The sequence below is a fragment of the Nonomuraea sp. NPDC050383 genome, from assembly GCF_044459125.1.
GTDB lineage: Bacteria > Actinomycetota > Actinomycetes > Streptosporangiales > Streptosporangiaceae > Nonomuraea.
In genome coordinates this window covers 25,635-39,937 of record NZ_JBITIP010000031.1, presented here as the reverse complement: position 1 = coordinate 39,937, position 14,303 = coordinate 25,635, and the positions used below count along the sequence as shown (strand labels likewise).

Below are 14,303 nucleotides of genomic sequence, written 5' to 3'. Positions count from 1 at the left end.
GAATAAGTTTTGAAGAGGTTATCCGATGGAAGGGTGGAGCGCATGGAACCGCTCGCCGACTGCTTTCGCACCCACGCCCCCCTGGTCCGCTCGTACCTGCGCCGCCTGGTCCCGCCGGGCGAGATCGACGACGTGACGCAGGTGGTGTTCATCGAGGCCTGGTTGACCGGGCACCGCTACGACCCTGCGCGCAGCCTGGAGGCGTGGCTGCTGGGCATCGCCCGCAAGCGCGGCGTGGACCATCTGCGCGCCCGCAAGGCCACCGTGCCGCTGGAGGCCGCCGGGGAGCCGGCCGGCGACGACGGCCGCGACGACAGCGAAGGGCTGGCCCGGCGTGACCTGGTCCGCAGAGCCCTCTCGGAGCTGCCGGCCGCGCAGCGGGAGGCCATCGCCCTCGCCTACTACGGCGACCTGAGCCAGCGCGAGATCTCCGAACGGCTGCGCGTGCCGCTCGGCACCGTCAAGGCCCGGACCGCCCGCGGCCTGCATCGGCTGTCCGCCCTGCTGGAGGCGGCATGACCGGCCCCGCCCCGGTCCGGCCCCGGGTGGCCGTGTCGAGCTGCCTGATCGGGGAGCTGGTGCGCTTCAACGGCGGCCACAGCCGCGACCGCTTCCTGGCCGGCCCGCTCGACCCGTACGTCGACTGGGTGCCGGTCTGCCCCGAGATGGAGGTGGGCCTCGGCACCCCGCGGGAGACGCTGCGCCTGGAGCGCTCGCCCGACGGCCCGCGCCTGATGACCCGCAGGACCCGCGCCGACCTGACCGGCCGCATGGCGGCCCTGGCCGAGGCCCGCGCCGCCGCCCTCGACGTCGACGGCTACGTGTTCAAGTCCAAGAGCCCCACCTGCGGCCTCCACGGCATCCCGCTCTACCCGGGCGCGGAGGGGCAGCCGGTCGACCGGCGCCGGCGGGGCGTGTTCGCCGCGGCCATCGTCGAGGCGCACCCGCTGCTGCCCGTGGAGGACGAGGGCCGGCTGCACGACGCCGTGCTCCGGGAGGCGTTCGTGGAGCGGATCTTCGCGCACGCGCGGCTGCGCGCGCTGCTGGAGGACGACTGGTGTACGCGGGACCTGGTCGCCTTCCACGCCCGCCACAAGATGCAGCTGCTCGCCCACGACCCGGCGGGCCACCGCGCCGCGGGCGCCGTCGTGGCCCGCGCCGGCACGCGTCCCCGGGCCGAGGTCGCCTCCGCGTACACCGGTGCGTTCCACGCGGCGCTCGCCGAGCGGGCCCGCCCCGGACGCAACGTCAACGCCCTCCAGCACTGCCTGGGCATGCTCGGCCTCGACCCGGCCCGCCGCGACCACCTGGCCGGCGTCATCGGCTCCTACCGGGCCGGCCTGGTACCGCTGAGCGTCCCGGCCGCGCTGATCCGGCACGACGCGGAGGGCGAGGGAGCCGCCTACGTGCGCGACCAGACGTTCCTGTCGCCGTACCCGGACGAGCTGGCGCTGCGCCACCACGTCCCGGCGTGACCTGCCGGCCTCAGGCCTGCCAGAGCGGCGGGAGGGCCTCACCCGCGGGTCACGAGACCTTCGAGCGGGTGAGGCGCCCCTGCCCCCTTCGGCGCTACTCCGGCATGAGGACCTTGTCGATGACGTAGACGGAGGCGTTGCCCGTCGGCACGTTGCCGCAGACCACCTTCGCCGTGTTCACCCTGTAGCTGTCGCCGGAGCCCCGCACCGTGAGCCTGCCGCCCTCCAGTGTGGTCAGCCGGGCGTCGGCCAGGTCGGCGGGTGCCTGCCTGCCCTCGGCCACGTGGTACGTCAGGATCTTCGTCAGCGCCTGGCGGTTGGCCAGGACCTTGTCCAGGGTGCCCTTCGGGACGGCCGCGAACGCCTCGTTGGTCGGGGCGAAGACCGTGATGTCCTGCGCGGTGTTGAGCTTGTCGGCCAGGCCCGCCTCCTTGAGCGCGCCCACGAGCGTGGACAGCTCGGGGATCCGCGAGGCCGCGGTCGCCACCGGCTGGCCCGCGATGGCCGCCACGTTCGCGTCGGCTGCGGCGGGACACCCGGGACCGAACGGCGCCTCCGGCGCACCCGTGGAGGAGGCAGCGGACGCGGCGTTCGCGCCCACGAAGGTCGTGGCCAGCGCGAGCGCCGCCGCGAGCAGAGATCTCTTCATGTTTCGTCGTTCCCCTCAGTGGAGCACCTGGCGGGCAACTGCGGGCCGCGCCTCTTTCCCCCTCCTCCGGTACGCGGGACGTCCGGGGATGCGGATTTCCGCCAAAGAGAGGGCAAAGAGGCGGAGGGAACCGGAGCGTCACGCCGTTCGTCACCCTCATACCGGTACAAACCGCCGAACGTCGAAAGAGGCCCCATGCGCAGCGCCCTGTTAGGAAATCTCGGCTCCCAGCAGGGGCCCGGCACCTTCGCCCTGGCGAACTCCAAGATGCTCCGCGTCGAGCTCCCGCCCGAGGTGCTGGCGCGTCAGGGCTCGATGGTCGCCTTCCAGGGCCGGATGGACTTCTCCTACGAGGGCGCCGGCGGCGTGGGCAAGCTGCTGAAGAAGGTGGTGACCGGTGAGGGCGCGCCGCTCATGCGCGTCACCGGCGAGGGCGTGCTGTTCCTCGCCGACAACGCCGACGACATCCACCTGTTCCACCTGGACGACGACGCCCTGACCGTCAACGGCCGCAACCTGCTCGCCCTCGACGCCTCGCTCACCTGGGACATCCAGCGGCTGCAGGGTGCCGGCGTGGCCGCGGGCGGCCTGTTCAACATGACGATCAGGGGCACGGGCTGGGTGGCGGTCACCGCGCACGGCGCCCCCGTGGTGCTCGACGCCTCGCGGCTGCCGACGTTCGCCGACAGCCAGTCCGCCGTGTGCTGGAGCGCCGGGCTGCGCGTGGGCGTCAACCGCACGTTCAAGGCGGGCGCCCTGATCGGCCGGGGCAGCGGCGAGGCGGTGCAGCTCGCCTTCCAGGGCCAGGGGTTCGTCCTCGTCCAGGCGAGCGAGGGCCGGCCGGTCGTCCGCGCCCAGTGAGCCGGAGGGACGCGAACGGTTCCGCGAGAGACGATTGCATGTTCGCTATGCCGAGCGGCTGGTGGAGCTTGCAGAGCTGCGCTCAGGCGCGAGTTTCGCGAGCGCCGTTACGCGACTGAGGACGGACGGACCCATCCTCCGTCGACATCAATCCCGATCGTGGTGACAGACGGCCTCCAGCATGATGCCGAACGGGTCGAGCCAGAAGGTCGCATAGTAGGGCTGCGGGTACTCCGGAAATACGCGCGGCTCGTGCAGCACGGTCGCCCCAAGCTCAGTGACCAGTTTATGCACCTCTTTGACCACCGAACGGCTTCTCACCATGAAGGCGACGTGCTGTAGCCCGGTACGGTGCCGGGAGTAGTCACTCACCTCGTTCGCGGGGTAGATGAACAGGTAGGTGCCTGGTTTCCCGTTGGCCGGCCGGTAGGCGAACTCATCCTCGGCCGTGAAGAACTCCGTGAAGCCCAGCAACGGCATAAGGCTGTCGTAATAGGTCTTGGCCGTCCGCAGATCAGGAACGTTGATCCCGATGTGACCGATCATGGCGAGATTCTCCCTAACAGCCCCACATGTGAACAGCCGCTGCCACCTCCGCCGCGCCGTACACGCCTCGGCCACCTTCGCCGGCACCCTGGCACGCTGCTCCACCGTCATCACCGGTAGGGCCATCATGCACCCTGTGAGGCGAGGACGGCGTGGGGCGCGGCCCGCTCGGGGCGGTCACACCTTTTCTTCTGCCGCGCGCCGCGTCCGGGCGCGGGCGAGGAGGAAGGTGGCCAGGGAGACGGCGATGATGCCTGCGCCGAAGACGCGGAACGTGACCACCGGGCCCAGGGCGCGCACCACGAATCCGGCGACGATCGCGGGCAGGGAGATGGCGGCGTACGCGACGACGTAGAACGCGGACATGACGCGGGCGCGATGGTCGCGCGGCGCCGCCGCGCCCAGCAGTCCCAGGGACCCGCCGAGCCCGAGGCCGCCGCCGAGGCCGATCACCACGCTGGACACGATGAACCCGGCGGCGCTGCCGGCCGAGATCGACAGGGCCAGCAGGGCGACGCCGGCGGCGAGGATGAGCATGCCGGACGAGAGCTGGGTGAAGATCGGCAGGCCCCGTGCGGCGGAGGTGGGGAGGTGGCGGGCGAGGACGGGGGCCAGGGCGGCGGCCGTGCCCATGACGAAGATGGCCAGCCCACCGGGAAGGTTCCCTGCCGAGCCCATGAGGGCGGGCGCCAGCGCGGGCACCAGGGCCAGGTAAAGCCCGACGATCGACCACGACGACGTCACCCCGAGCCCCGACAGCACGAACGACCCCAAGATCTCCCTCGGCACCCCGGGCGCCGCCATCCTGAACCCGGCCCGCGCGCCCGCCGTCTCCGGCCGCCGCCAGACCCCGGCGAGCAGGAGCAGGTCCACCACCGCGAGCACGGCGAAGGGCGTCAGCAGCGGGGCGGGCGCGTACTCGACCAGGACCGCGCCGAGCAGCCCGCCGACCCCCATCCCGAGCCCGCTGGCCAGCGTGTTGAGCAGCCCCGCGGCGGCGGGACGCAGGTCGAGCAGGGCCGCGCCGGCGGCGCTGATCGCGACGCCCGTGGCCACGCCCTGCAGGCCGCGCGCGACGAACAGCCAGCCCACCCCAGAGGCCGCCAGGAACATCGCCAGCGAGACGAGCAGCCCGGCCAGCCCGGCCAGAATGGCCGGACGCCGCCCCCACGAGTCTGAGATCCGCCCGAACAGCAGCAGCGCCGCGAGCACTCCGAGGCAGTACGTGGCGTAGATCAGCGTCAGCGTGGGCGTGGGGATCGCCCAGGCGGAGGCGTAGAGCTTGTAGAGCGGGGACGGCGTGGCCGACGCGGCCAGACAGAGACCGATGACCCCGGCCTTGATGGTGATGTCATTCACGCACACCACCTTGGCGAAGCTGTTTTCCCCACACGAGTGGCAGGACTGCCCATATTCGTCAAGATACTGCCGCTAAGCTGGAACGCGTGAAGCACCCCGGAGTGGTCGCGCTTGCCGTGATCGACGGCATGCCCATGTTCGAGCTGTCCATCGTCTGTGAGACGTTCGGCCTGGAGCGGCCCGACCTCGCCGACCCCTGGTACGAGCTGCGCCTGGCCGCCGCCGGCCCGGTCCGCACTCGCCACGGGTTCGCGCTGACGCCGCCGTACGGGCTCGATGCGCTGGTGAGCGCCGACACCGTCGTCGTCCCCGCGCTCCCAGGCGACTACGTGGACGGCGACGCCAGGCTGGACCCGGACCTGCTGGACGCGCTCAGGGCCGCGCACGGGCGCGGCGCGCGCATGGTCTCGCTCTGCACGGGAGCGTTCGCGCTGGCCGCGGCGGGACTGCTCGACGGCCGTACCGCCACCACCCACTGGATGCGCACCGACCTACTGCGCGCCCGCCACCCGCGCGTCCGCGTAGACCCATCCGTCCTGTACGTGGACGACGGCGACATCCTGACCAGCGCGGGCCGCAGCGCCGGCCTCGACCTGTGCCTGCACATCATCCGCAAGGATCTCGGCTCGGAGATCGCCAACCAGGTGGCCCGCCGCCTCGTCGTCCAGGCGCACCGGCCAGGCGGCCAGGCTCAGTACATCGACGCCCCGATGCCCCGCGCCGACGACGACGGCCTCGCGCCCCTGCTGCAGTGGGCGGCCCAGCGCCTGCACCGCCCGCTCACCGTCGCCGAACTGGCCAGGCAGGCCGGACTGAGCCCCCGAACCCTGGCCCGGCGCTTTCACGACGCCACCGGCACCACGCCCCTGCGCTGGCTGCACACCCAGCGGCTGTCCAGGGCCAGGCAACTCCTGGAGTCCACCGACCTGCCCGTGGACCGCGTCGGCGAGGAGTGCGGGCTGGGCTCGGCAGGCAATCTCCGGCACCACTTCACCCGTGCCATCGGCGTTACCCCGACCGAATACCGCAGAGCCTTCCACGAGACGCGCGCGTGAGCGTGCCTTCGGAAGGGCATCTGCCGCTCGTACGCGAAGGAAACGGCTGCGTATTTGCGGACGGCGTACGACTGGCGCGGGCAGGAGGCGGCACTCCATGAGCACCCGCAGTTCACCACCGAGGTCGACGGCCAGACCATCCGCTTCCTGCACGCCCGCTCCCCGACCCACACGCCCACGGCGGCGACCGGCCGATGCCTTTCATGTGGATGCTCGGTGCAGAGGCAAGGGATCCGCCGGCGGCCCTCAGCCCCGACAGCCGGCTGCTCGCGTTGTCCCCCGTTGCCCCGAACGACCACTACGGCCGGGGCAGTCTGCTCATCGCCGAGGTCGCCATGCCGCGTCAGGTGACGACGCTGACCGGGATCCACGCGGTGGCGTTGACCTTCAGCCGCGACGACAAGTTCCTGACCACCGGTGACGCGCGAAGCGTCGACGTGATCGACCTGGCCACCCGCACTGCTTCCCCGGGCGCAGAGGCCGGGCACCGAGGAGCGTGCTCACGCGCCGGCCTCCTCGCCGATGCGCAGCGCCAGGGCCTTGACCAGTTCGGCGGTCATCACGGCCTGACCGGCGGCGGAGAAGTGGATGCGGTCGGCGCTCAGCAGGTCCGGGCGGTCGTTGACCGGGTGGTCCCACATGTCGGCCAGCACCACGCGATGTTCGGCGGCCAGGGCGCGGACGATGTCATTCAGGGCGCGGACCCGCTCGTGCCAGTCCTGGAACCCGGGCACGACGAAGGCCCTGCCCAGGGTGAAGGTCGTCAGCAGTGCGCCGGTGGCGGCGGCGCGTTCGAACAACTGCCGCATGGTCTGCTCGATCGCGGTGATGTCGGGTGCGGTTCGCCACAGGTCGTTAGCGCCGCAGGAGATGTGCAGCAGGTCCGGGCGGAACTCCAAGATCGGGCCCAGCTGCCGGTCCAGCGTGCCGGCCGTGGTCGAACCGATGGTGGCGGTGTTCAGGTACGCCAGGTCGGGGTGCACGCGGCGGAGGAGGCCGGCGAGCCGGTCGCACCAGCCCATGTCGGCATAACCAGGGCTCGGGTCGTGAGTCCCGGCCGCCAGGCTGTCGCCCATTGAGGCGAACCGACGCCAAGGCGCACCGGCCAGCCACGTCGCGCTCTGCACCGGCAGGCAGATGGGGTCCGCCTCTTCTGCGTGGAAGGTCGACATGGATAAAACATACGATCGTTCGTATATATGATGCAAGTCGTCAGGCGAACGTCCTAACTCACTGCATTGCCCTGACATCGTCGCCAACATCGGCCGCAGCCGGGGCATCGCCGGCTCCTGAAACGCGCCGAACCGGACACCGCCTGAACGGCTACCGCCCTGAACGGCTACCGCCCTGGACGGCTCTGCCGCGATTTCTGGCGGATGATCCTAGGTGGGGCCGCTCGCGCGGATGGCGGCCGGGCCGTGGCCGTACCAGCGGTGGATAGCACGCCGCAGGGCGCGGGGGTCGGTGAAGCCGACCCGCGCGGCGATGGATTCGACGCTGAGCGAGCTCTCCCGCAGCAGACGGTCCACCCGGCTCTGCCGGAGCCGCTCCAGTTCCTCCCGCCAGGTGGTGCCCTCCTCGCGCAGTCGGCGCTGGAGGGTGCGGGGACTCATGGCCAGGCGGTGGGCCACGAGCTCGACGCTCGGCGGGCCGTCGGCGACCGCGGTCTCGAGGGCGGCGTGGAAGCGGTCGAGCCAGCTCAGCACAGGCCGGGCGGCCGCCGTGGACAGCCGCGCATGCTCGTCCAAAATGGCCGCGAGCGCGGGATCGGCGCGCAGCAGCGGCGCGCGTACGTCCGCTTCGGCGAAAGTGATCGATGGGTCGCCGGCCTCGTACTCGATCTTCGCGGTGTGGTAAAGCTCCACATGGCGCCGGGAGAGGGTGGGTGCGGGGTTCGGCAGCCGGACGCGCAGGGGGGTCAGCCGGCGCCCGGCACCCGAGCTTGCCACTTGGAGCAGCATGTGCGGCACCAGCTCCGCGATCAGCGGATACTGCTCGTGATCGCGATAAGGGCCTTGATAGGTGACCGTCACGCCGTCGTCGCCAGGGGTGAGGAGGAGCCGGTCGGCGGGGTCGGCGATGGCCGTGAAGTGGCGGCTGCAGGCGGCCAGCGCGTCGCCGAGGGTGCCGGAGACGGAGAACAGATAGTCCCACACGCCCAGCGCGCCTGGCCGCCACAGCTCCATGACGCGCTTGCTGCCACCCGCTTGCCATGTCGTGCCGGAGATCACTTCCCAAATCCGCAGGCAGGTCGCGGTGGGGATGCGAATCCCGGGCTCATCGAGCACGGTGAGACCGGGAATACCGGCCAGTCGTCGCTGATCCAGGCCCGCCGCAAGGCCCGCGCGGATCAGCAGGCGGGTCAGGTGGGGCGAGACGGTGTTCTTGACGTTGCCGGCCACCGCGCCGTCGCGCATCACATTGCTCGTCATGAACGGCGTGCTCCGGAAGAAAGAGAAGCCTCCCCAGCCCGGCAAATCAGGAGGAACATGACATACCGCAACACGAAGTGTGGCGCCTTCGGCCCACCCGATGACGTTTCCAGCCCTCCTGGCGCTCGGTCCGGATTCCTATCGTGGGCAACGGAAAGCCCCCTTGCCGGGGCCGGTGCAGTGATCCGAGAGGAAACGCCATGGAGAACACCCTGTTCGACTACAGCCCGATCGTCGGGCGCGAACCGATCAGCTGGCCGGGAGGCGCCCGCGTCGCCTTCTACGTGGGCCTCAACGTCGAGCACTTCACGATTGACCACCCCTCCACCAGCATCAACGAGGCCACCGCGACTCTCGTGCCGGACCCGCTCAACTACGGCTGGCGCGACTACGGGCCCCGAGTGGGCATTTGGCGCGTGACGGACGTCCTCGACCGGCACGGGATCCGGGCGAGCGTGCTGCTCAACGCCGACGTGTGCGAGCAATACCCGCAGATCGTCGAGGCCGGCAACGCCCGAGACTGGGCGTGGTTGGCCCACGGCAAGAACAACTCCACCCTGCAGGCAGGCGTCGGCGACGAGCGCGCCTACCTGACCGAGGTGGTCGAGACCATCGCCAAAGCCACCGGGCAGCGACCGCGCGGCTGGCTCGGGCCCGCGCTCACCGAGACGTTCCAGACGCCGTCGCTGCTGGCCGAGCTCGGGCTGGACTACGTGCTGGACTGGACCAACGACGACCAGCCGTACCGGTTGAACGTCCCCGGGATGCTGAGTGTGCCGTATTCGCTGGAACTCAACGACCTGGGCATCTTCACCATGCAGGGCAAGAGCGGCGGCGACTTCGTGCAGATGGTCACCGACCAGTTCGACCAGCTCTACGCCGAGTCTGCCGCGAGCGGGCGGGTGATGGCGCTGGCGCTGCACCCGTTCGTCATCGGCCAGGCGTTCCGGGCCAAGTACCTCGACCAGGCGCTCGCGTACATCGCCGGCCACGAAGGCGTGTGGCTGACGACGAGCGACGAGATCGCCGCACACTACGCAAGCACGACCACTGGCACAACATCCTGACACCTGCCTGTTCAGGGGTCCCGTCGGTTTGTGGATCATCACCGCACCCCGTCCGACCCGCCCCAGAGATCCGCCACGCACCGGCGCCAGAGCCCGGCCATGGTGCGCCGGCGGACTCCGTGGGGCATCGGCGCTTCGGGCGTCGCGTCCGAGCCTGGCGGCCGACCCGAGAAGGGATGGGCCGAACGCTGATCGGCTCGCGTTCGCCGCCTCAGGACAGAAGCTCATCGATCACCCGGCGGACCTTGTGCGCGGCGCCCGATTCGCCGAGACGCATCGCGATGTTGGCGGCGTGCAGCACCGCGTCGATCTGGAACGCTGTGAGTTCGGTGTCGACCTCGGTGATCTCCCCCTCGGCGATGGCGCGAGACAGTTGTTCTGCGAGCAGGGTCAGCCAAGCCTGCCGCTGACGCGCCAGGGTGTCGCGGACCGGCCCGGGGCGGCTGTCGAAGTCCGGGATGTTGGCCGCCCAGAAGCACCCGCCGGGAAAGAGCGGCGCTTCGACGTAGGTGATCCACCGTTCGACCAGGGCCCGTAGCCGAGCGGCTCCCGGCGGCGCCGCAGTAGCCGGCTCGACGACCGCCTCCAGGAAAACCTCTCCTGCGGTCTTCGCCGTGGCGATCTGAAGTTGCTCCTTGGTCGGAAACAGCGTCGCCACGCCGCCCTTGCTCAGGCTCAGATCAGCGGCGAGGCGGCCGAAGGACAGACCGCTCAGACCCTCGACGGAGGCCACATCCACGGCATGACGCGTGATTGTCCTCCTGGCGCGCGCCCCACGGGCCAGCCTCTGATCGGCAGTCATGATGTCCTCTCTACCGACGCGTCAATTAATTACGAACGATCGTACCTTCACCAGTGGCTGGCGTCATCCCGACGGACAGTTCCAGGTTGAGAGCATCTCGAGCCGCTGCTCGAACGGTGGTCAGTGCGGATTCAGGGAGACAGCGCCTGACGGCGAGACCGTTCCGCCCTGGGCCCGCCTGTCATGCCATGGTGTGCCGGATCCTAAGATCCGAGGCGTGGCCAGATACTTCGATCTTCATCCCGACAATCCCCAGCCTCGCCTGATCAGCCAGATCGCCGAGATCCTGCGGGCGGACGGGCTTATCGCCTACCCCACCGACTCGTGCTACGCCCTCGGATGCCAGCCGGGCAACAAGGAGGGCATCGACCGGATCAGGGAGATCCGCGGCCTGGGCAGCGACCACCACTTCACCCTGCTCTGCCGCGACTTCGCCCAATTCGGCCAGTTCGTTCACCTCAGCAATGCGCTGTTCCGCCAGGTCAAGGCGGCGACTCCCGGCGGTTACACCTTCATCCTGCCCGCGACCAAGGAAGTGCCGCGGCGGCTGCTGCATCCCCGGAAGAAGACCGTCGGCGTCCGCATCCCTGATCACGTCGTCACCCAGGCGCTGCTGGCCGAGTTCGGCGAACCGCTGGTGTCCAGCACCCTGCTGCTGCCCGACGAGACCGAGCCTCTGACGCAGGGCTGGGAAATCAAGGAGCGGCTCGACCACCTGGTGGACGCCGTCATCGACTCCGGCGAATGCGGTGCCATTCCGACGACTGTCGTCGACTTCTCGCAGCAGGAGCCGGAGATTCTTCGCCGGGGCACGGGAGATACGTCCCTGTTCGAATAGGCCCGGGAAAACAACATCCCGCCCGATCAAGATGATCGGACGGGATCGGCTGTTTGTGGAGCTATGGGGATTCGAACCCCAGACCTCCTCCATGCCATGGAGGCGCGCTACCAACTGCGCTATAGCCCCTGGTCACCGCTTCGAGTGCTCTCGTGAACGGCGCTCAGGAAGCATATAGTCATCCGCACGATTCGCCTAATCGCGGCCCCGCACCACCGGTGAGCGGCGGTGCGGGCCGTGAAGGGGCTCAGGTCTGGGCGTCGGGCCGGTCGTCGCTGCTGATGGGCTCCGGCAGCGTGCCCGCGTTGTGCTCCAGCAGCCGCCATCCCTTGCGGCCCTCCTGCAGCACCGACCACGAGCAGTTGCCCAGCCCGCCCAGCGCCGGCCACAGCTCCTCGGGCAGGCCGAGCAGCTCGCAGATGCCGAGCCGCAGCGCGGCGCCGTGCGAGGCGATCACGAGCAGGCCGTCGTCGTCGAGCTTGGCGGCCCAGCGGCGCATGGCCGCGGCGACGCGCGCCGCCACCTCCGTGACAGGCTCCCCGTCGGGGGCCTCCCAGGCGATGTACTCCTCCGGCCAGCGGGCGGCGATCTCGTCGCGGGTGAGGCCCTCCCACTGCCCGCCGCCCCGTTCACGGAAGTCCTTGTCCACGGCCACGTCGAGGCCGACGAGCCGGCCGAGCGCGAGCGCGGTGTCGTTGGCGCGCCGCAGGTCGGAGGAGACGATCATGCTGGGGCGCAGGGACGCCAGCAGCGAGGCCGCCCGGGCCGCCTGGGCCTGGCCGGTCTCGTCCAGGGGGATGTCGGAGTGTCCCTGGAAGCGGTGCTCGACGTTCCACAGTGTCTGCCCGTGCCGGAGGCAGACGATCCGCTTGCTCAACTCCTGGCTCGCTGGATGTTGGCCTGCATCACGGCCTCCGGCAGCGTGATGGCGGGGCAGTCCTTCCACAGCCGCTCCAGGGCGTAGAAGGTGCGGTCCTCCTCGTGCTGCACGTGCACGACGATGTCGAGGTAGTCGAGGAGCACCCAGCGGCCCTCACGCTCGCCTTCGCGGCGGACGGGCTTGGCGTCGGCCTCGGTGCGCAGCCTCTCCTCGATCTCGTCGACGATGGCGCGGACCTGGCGGTCGTTGGTGGCGGAGCAGAGCAGGAAGGCGTCGGTGATGACGAGCTGCTCGCTCACGTCGTAGGCGAGGATGTCGTCGGCCAGCTTGTCCGCCGCGGCCTCGGCGGCGATCCTGACCAGCTGGACGGCTCTGTCAGATGCGGTCACGATGCGGGTCTGTCCTCCTGTGTAGGCAATCTGCCTTGTGCTGAGCCTACCTTCTCCGCCCGCACCCCTCACTCCCGCCGCGGAAGCCGTGAGCGTACAAGGTGAACGAGGGGCGCGCCGGTCAGTCCTGGCGATAGAGGCCGCGCTTGTTGATGTACTGCACGATGCCGTCGGGGACGAGGTACCAGATCGGCTCGCCGTTGGCCACGCGCTGCCGGCACTCGGAGGAGGAGATGGCCAGGGCGGGGATCTCCAGCAGGGTGACCTTGCCCTCGGGCAGGCCCGGGTCGTGCAGCGTGTGGCCCGGCCGGGTGCAGCCGACGAAGTGCGCGAGGCCGAACAGCTCGCTCGCGTCCTGCCAGGTGAGGATGGCGCCCAGGGCGTCGGCGCCGGTGATGAAGAACAGCTCGGCGTCCGGCCCGTACGCCCGCGACACGTCACGCAGCGTGTCGATGGTGAACGTCGGCCCGGGCCGGTCGATGTCCACCCGGCTGACCGAGAACCTGGGGTTGGAGGCGGTCGCGATCACCGTCATCAGGTAGCGGTCCTCGGGCGCCGACACCTCTCGCTCCGACTTCTGGTACGGCCGGCCCGTCGGCACGAACACGACCTCGTCGAGCTCGAAGTGGTGCGCCACCTCACTGGCGGCGACCAGGTGACCGTGATGGATGGGGTCGAAGGTCCCACCCATCACTCCCACGCGTCGCTTCCCCTGAACATCAGGCGCAAGCATCATGTGTGGGACCTTACGCGGAACCCCTACCAGAAGATGAGGGGACCCCCCTCGGCGAGACCCGCGCATCGCCCACGATGCCGACGTAGCATGCCGGGCATGACGACCACCCCGGACCGCAACCGCGTCCAACTGCCCGGCATCTCGTCCCGTGCCTACGAACACCCCGCAGACCGGTCCGCCCTGGTCGCTCTGCGTAAGTTGAGCGGGTTCGACACGGTTCTCAAGCAGATGTCCGGTCTCATCAGTGAGCGGCGGCTGCGCCTGATGTACCTCGCATCGGCCGTACGGGTGAGCGAGACCCAGTTCCGCTCCCTGTACGACATGGGGCGCGACGCCGCCTACACCCTCGACCTGCACCGGATCCCCGAGATCTACGTCCAGCAGGACCCCCAGGTCCAGGCCAAGGCCATCGGCTTCGACGACCCGTTCATCGTGGTGACCACCGGACTGCTCAACCTCATGAACGAGGAGGAGCAGCGTTTCGTCATCGGCCACGAGACCGCGCACATCCTGTCCGGACACGCGGTCTACCGGACGATGCTCGACATCCTCACCCGCCTGGCCACCCGCGTCGCGTGGATCCCCCTCGGCTACATCGGGCTGCGCGCCATCGTGGCCGGTCTGGAGGAGTGGTACCGCAAGTCGGAGCTCTCCTGCGACCGCGGCGGCCTGCTCGTCGGCCAGGACCCGGAGGCGGGCAAGCGGGCGCTGATGAAGCTGGCCGGCGGCGCCTACACGCACGAGATGAACATCGAGGCCTTCCTGGAGCAGTACAACGAGTACGACACCGCGGGCGACCTCCGCGACGGCTTCCTCAAGGTGCTCAACCTGCTCGGCACCACCCACCCGTTCGCCGTGGTGCGCGTGGCCGAGCTGGACAAGTGGCAGCGCAGCGGCGAGTACGACCGCATCGTCGCCGGCGACTACCCCCGCCGCGAGGACGACGCCAACGCCCGGGTCACCGACGAGGTCAAGGCCGCGGCCGAGTCCTACCGCGCCTCCTGGTCGCAGTCGCAGGACCCGTTCATCGGCGTGCTGCGCGACGTGGCGGAGGGCGCGGTCAACGCGGGCGAGCGCATCTTCAACCGCTTCTCCCGCCGCGACGGCGGCCAGGGCTGACGGCTCAGGCCCCCTTCCCCGAACGCTCCGGGGCCGGCCTCACCGACTGTTCTCGGAGCAGCCAGGTTCTGGAGCACTCAGGTTCTGGAGCACTC

17 protein-coding genes and 1 tRNA gene are annotated in these 14,303 nt (G+C 70.2%); 8 read left to right on the top strand and 10 right to left on the bottom strand.

The window, feature by feature from the left end; translation table 11 throughout:
- The first annotated feature begins 42 nt into the window (after window positions 1-42).
- Together ACIBG4_RS41145 and ACIBG4_RS41140 are read left to right on the top strand one after the other, a co-directional pair.
- A complete protein-coding gene (locus ACIBG4_RS41145) occupies window positions 43-519 on the top strand; it encodes a sigma-70 family RNA polymerase sigma factor (protein WP_310711725.1) in 477 nt (158 codons plus the stop codon).
- A complete protein-coding gene (locus ACIBG4_RS41140; protein WP_397207959.1) occupies window positions 516-1,475 on the top strand; it encodes a YbgA family protein in 960 nt (319 codons plus the stop codon). Before ACIBG4_RS41145 ends, ACIBG4_RS41140 begins: the two co-directional genes overlap by 4 nt.
- Window positions 1,476-1,569: 94 nt before the next feature.
- On the opposite strand, the gene ACIBG4_RS41135 is transcribed toward ACIBG4_RS41140, so the two are convergent.
- Complete coding sequence (locus tag ACIBG4_RS41135) at window positions 1,570-2,124, bottom strand: fasciclin domain-containing protein (RefSeq protein WP_397207957.1); 555 nt, start codon at window positions 2,122-2,124, stop codon at window positions 1,570-1,572.
- 195 nt (window positions 2,125-2,319) lie between these two features.
- Here ACIBG4_RS41135 and ACIBG4_RS41130 point away from each other — a divergent pair, with 195 nt between their 5' ends.
- Window positions 2,320-2,985: an AIM24 family protein gene (locus ACIBG4_RS41130; RefSeq protein ID WP_397207955.1), complete on the top strand. Its 666-nt coding sequence runs from the start codon at window positions 2,320-2,322 to the stop codon at window positions 2,983-2,985.
- Between the two features lie 147 nt (window positions 2,986-3,132).
- On the opposite strand, the gene ACIBG4_RS41125 is transcribed toward ACIBG4_RS41130, so the two are convergent.
- Entirely contained in the window at window positions 3,133-3,531 is a 399-nt protein-coding gene (locus ACIBG4_RS41125) for a VOC family protein (RefSeq protein WP_397207953.1), read from the bottom strand.
- 177 nt (window positions 3,532-3,708) lie between these two features.
- A complete protein-coding gene (locus ACIBG4_RS41120) occupies window positions 3,709-4,890 on the bottom strand; it encodes an MFS transporter (protein ID WP_397207951.1) in 1,182 nt (393 codons plus the stop codon).
- An 86-nt stretch (window positions 4,891-4,976) separates the two neighbouring features.
- Here ACIBG4_RS41120 and ACIBG4_RS41115 point away from each other — a divergent pair, with 86 nt between their 5' ends.
- Complete coding sequence (locus tag ACIBG4_RS41115) at window positions 4,977-5,945, top strand: helix-turn-helix domain-containing protein (RefSeq protein ID WP_397207949.1); 969 nt, start codon at window positions 4,977-4,979, stop codon at window positions 5,943-5,945.
- Between the two features lie 18 nt (window positions 5,946-5,963).
- Window positions 5,964-6,296 carry an epoxide hydrolase N-terminal domain-containing protein gene (locus ACIBG4_RS41110; protein ID WP_397208008.1) on the top strand — a complete coding sequence of 111 codons (333 nt, stop codon included), beginning with the start codon at window positions 5,964-5,966 and terminating at the stop codon, window positions 6,294-6,296.
- A 149-nt stretch (window positions 6,297-6,445) separates the two neighbouring features.
- Here the strand turns inward: ACIBG4_RS41110 and ACIBG4_RS41105 are convergent, their stop codons facing one another.
- Both ACIBG4_RS41105 and ACIBG4_RS41100 read right to left on the bottom strand, forming a co-directional pair.
- The gene (locus ACIBG4_RS41105) at window positions 6,446-7,117 is read right to left on the bottom strand and encodes an SGNH/GDSL hydrolase family protein (protein WP_397207947.1); all 672 of its coding nucleotides are present in this window, start codon (window positions 7,115-7,117) and stop codon (window positions 6,446-6,448) included.
- A gap of 210 nt (window positions 7,118-7,327) precedes the next feature.
- Window positions 7,328-8,377, bottom strand: a complete 1,050-nt coding sequence (locus ACIBG4_RS41100) for a helix-turn-helix domain-containing protein (RefSeq protein ID WP_397207945.1) — start codon at window positions 8,375-8,377, stop codon at window positions 7,328-7,330.
- A 200-nt stretch (window positions 8,378-8,577) separates the two neighbouring features.
- Between ACIBG4_RS41100 and ACIBG4_RS41095 the strand changes: the two genes are divergently transcribed.
- Window positions 8,578-9,444 carry a polysaccharide deacetylase family protein gene (locus ACIBG4_RS41095; protein ID WP_397207943.1) on the top strand — a complete coding sequence of 289 codons (867 nt, stop codon included), beginning with the start codon at window positions 8,578-8,580 and terminating at the stop codon, window positions 9,442-9,444.
- A 211-nt stretch (window positions 9,445-9,655) separates the two neighbouring features.
- On the opposite strand, the gene ACIBG4_RS41090 is transcribed toward ACIBG4_RS41095, so the two are convergent.
- Complete coding sequence (locus ACIBG4_RS41090) at window positions 9,656-10,246, bottom strand: TetR/AcrR family transcriptional regulator (protein ID WP_310711735.1); 591 nt, start codon at window positions 10,244-10,246, stop codon at window positions 9,656-9,658.
- A gap of 217 nt (window positions 10,247-10,463) precedes the next feature.
- Here ACIBG4_RS41090 and ACIBG4_RS41085 point away from each other — a divergent pair, with 217 nt between their 5' ends.
- Window positions 10,464-11,084: an L-threonylcarbamoyladenylate synthase gene (locus ACIBG4_RS41085; protein WP_397207940.1), complete on the top strand. Its 621-nt coding sequence runs from the start codon at window positions 10,464-10,466 to the stop codon at window positions 11,082-11,084.
- A gap of 56 nt (window positions 11,085-11,140) precedes the next feature.
- Here ACIBG4_RS41085 and ACIBG4_RS41080 read toward each other — a convergent pair.
- The 4 genes from ACIBG4_RS41080 to nadD form a co-directional block, all read right to left on the bottom strand.
- Window positions 11,141-11,213, bottom strand: a tRNA-Ala gene (locus tag ACIBG4_RS41080).
- A 118-nt stretch (window positions 11,214-11,331) separates the two neighbouring features.
- Window positions 11,332-11,961, bottom strand: coding sequence for a histidine phosphatase family protein (locus ACIBG4_RS41075; RefSeq protein WP_357632444.1), 630 nt, complete (start codon window positions 11,959-11,961; stop codon window positions 11,332-11,334).
- Window positions 11,958-12,353, bottom strand: coding sequence for a ribosome silencing factor (gene rsfS, locus ACIBG4_RS41070; protein WP_310711740.1), 396 nt, complete (start codon window positions 12,351-12,353; stop codon window positions 11,958-11,960). The genes ACIBG4_RS41075 and rsfS overlap by 4 nt, the downstream gene beginning before the upstream one ends.
- Window positions 12,354-12,474: 121 nt before the next feature.
- Window positions 12,475-13,089, bottom strand: coding sequence for a nicotinate-nucleotide adenylyltransferase (gene nadD, locus ACIBG4_RS41065; protein WP_310711741.1), 615 nt, complete (start codon window positions 13,087-13,089; stop codon window positions 12,475-12,477).
- An 87-nt stretch (window positions 13,090-13,176) separates the two neighbouring features.
- Between nadD and ACIBG4_RS41060 the strand changes: the two genes are divergently transcribed.
- Window positions 13,177-14,208, top strand: a complete 1,032-nt coding sequence (locus tag ACIBG4_RS41060) for a M48 family metallopeptidase (RefSeq protein ID WP_397207937.1) — start codon at window positions 13,177-13,179, stop codon at window positions 14,206-14,208.
- Window positions 14,209-14,303: the final 95 nt, after the last annotated feature.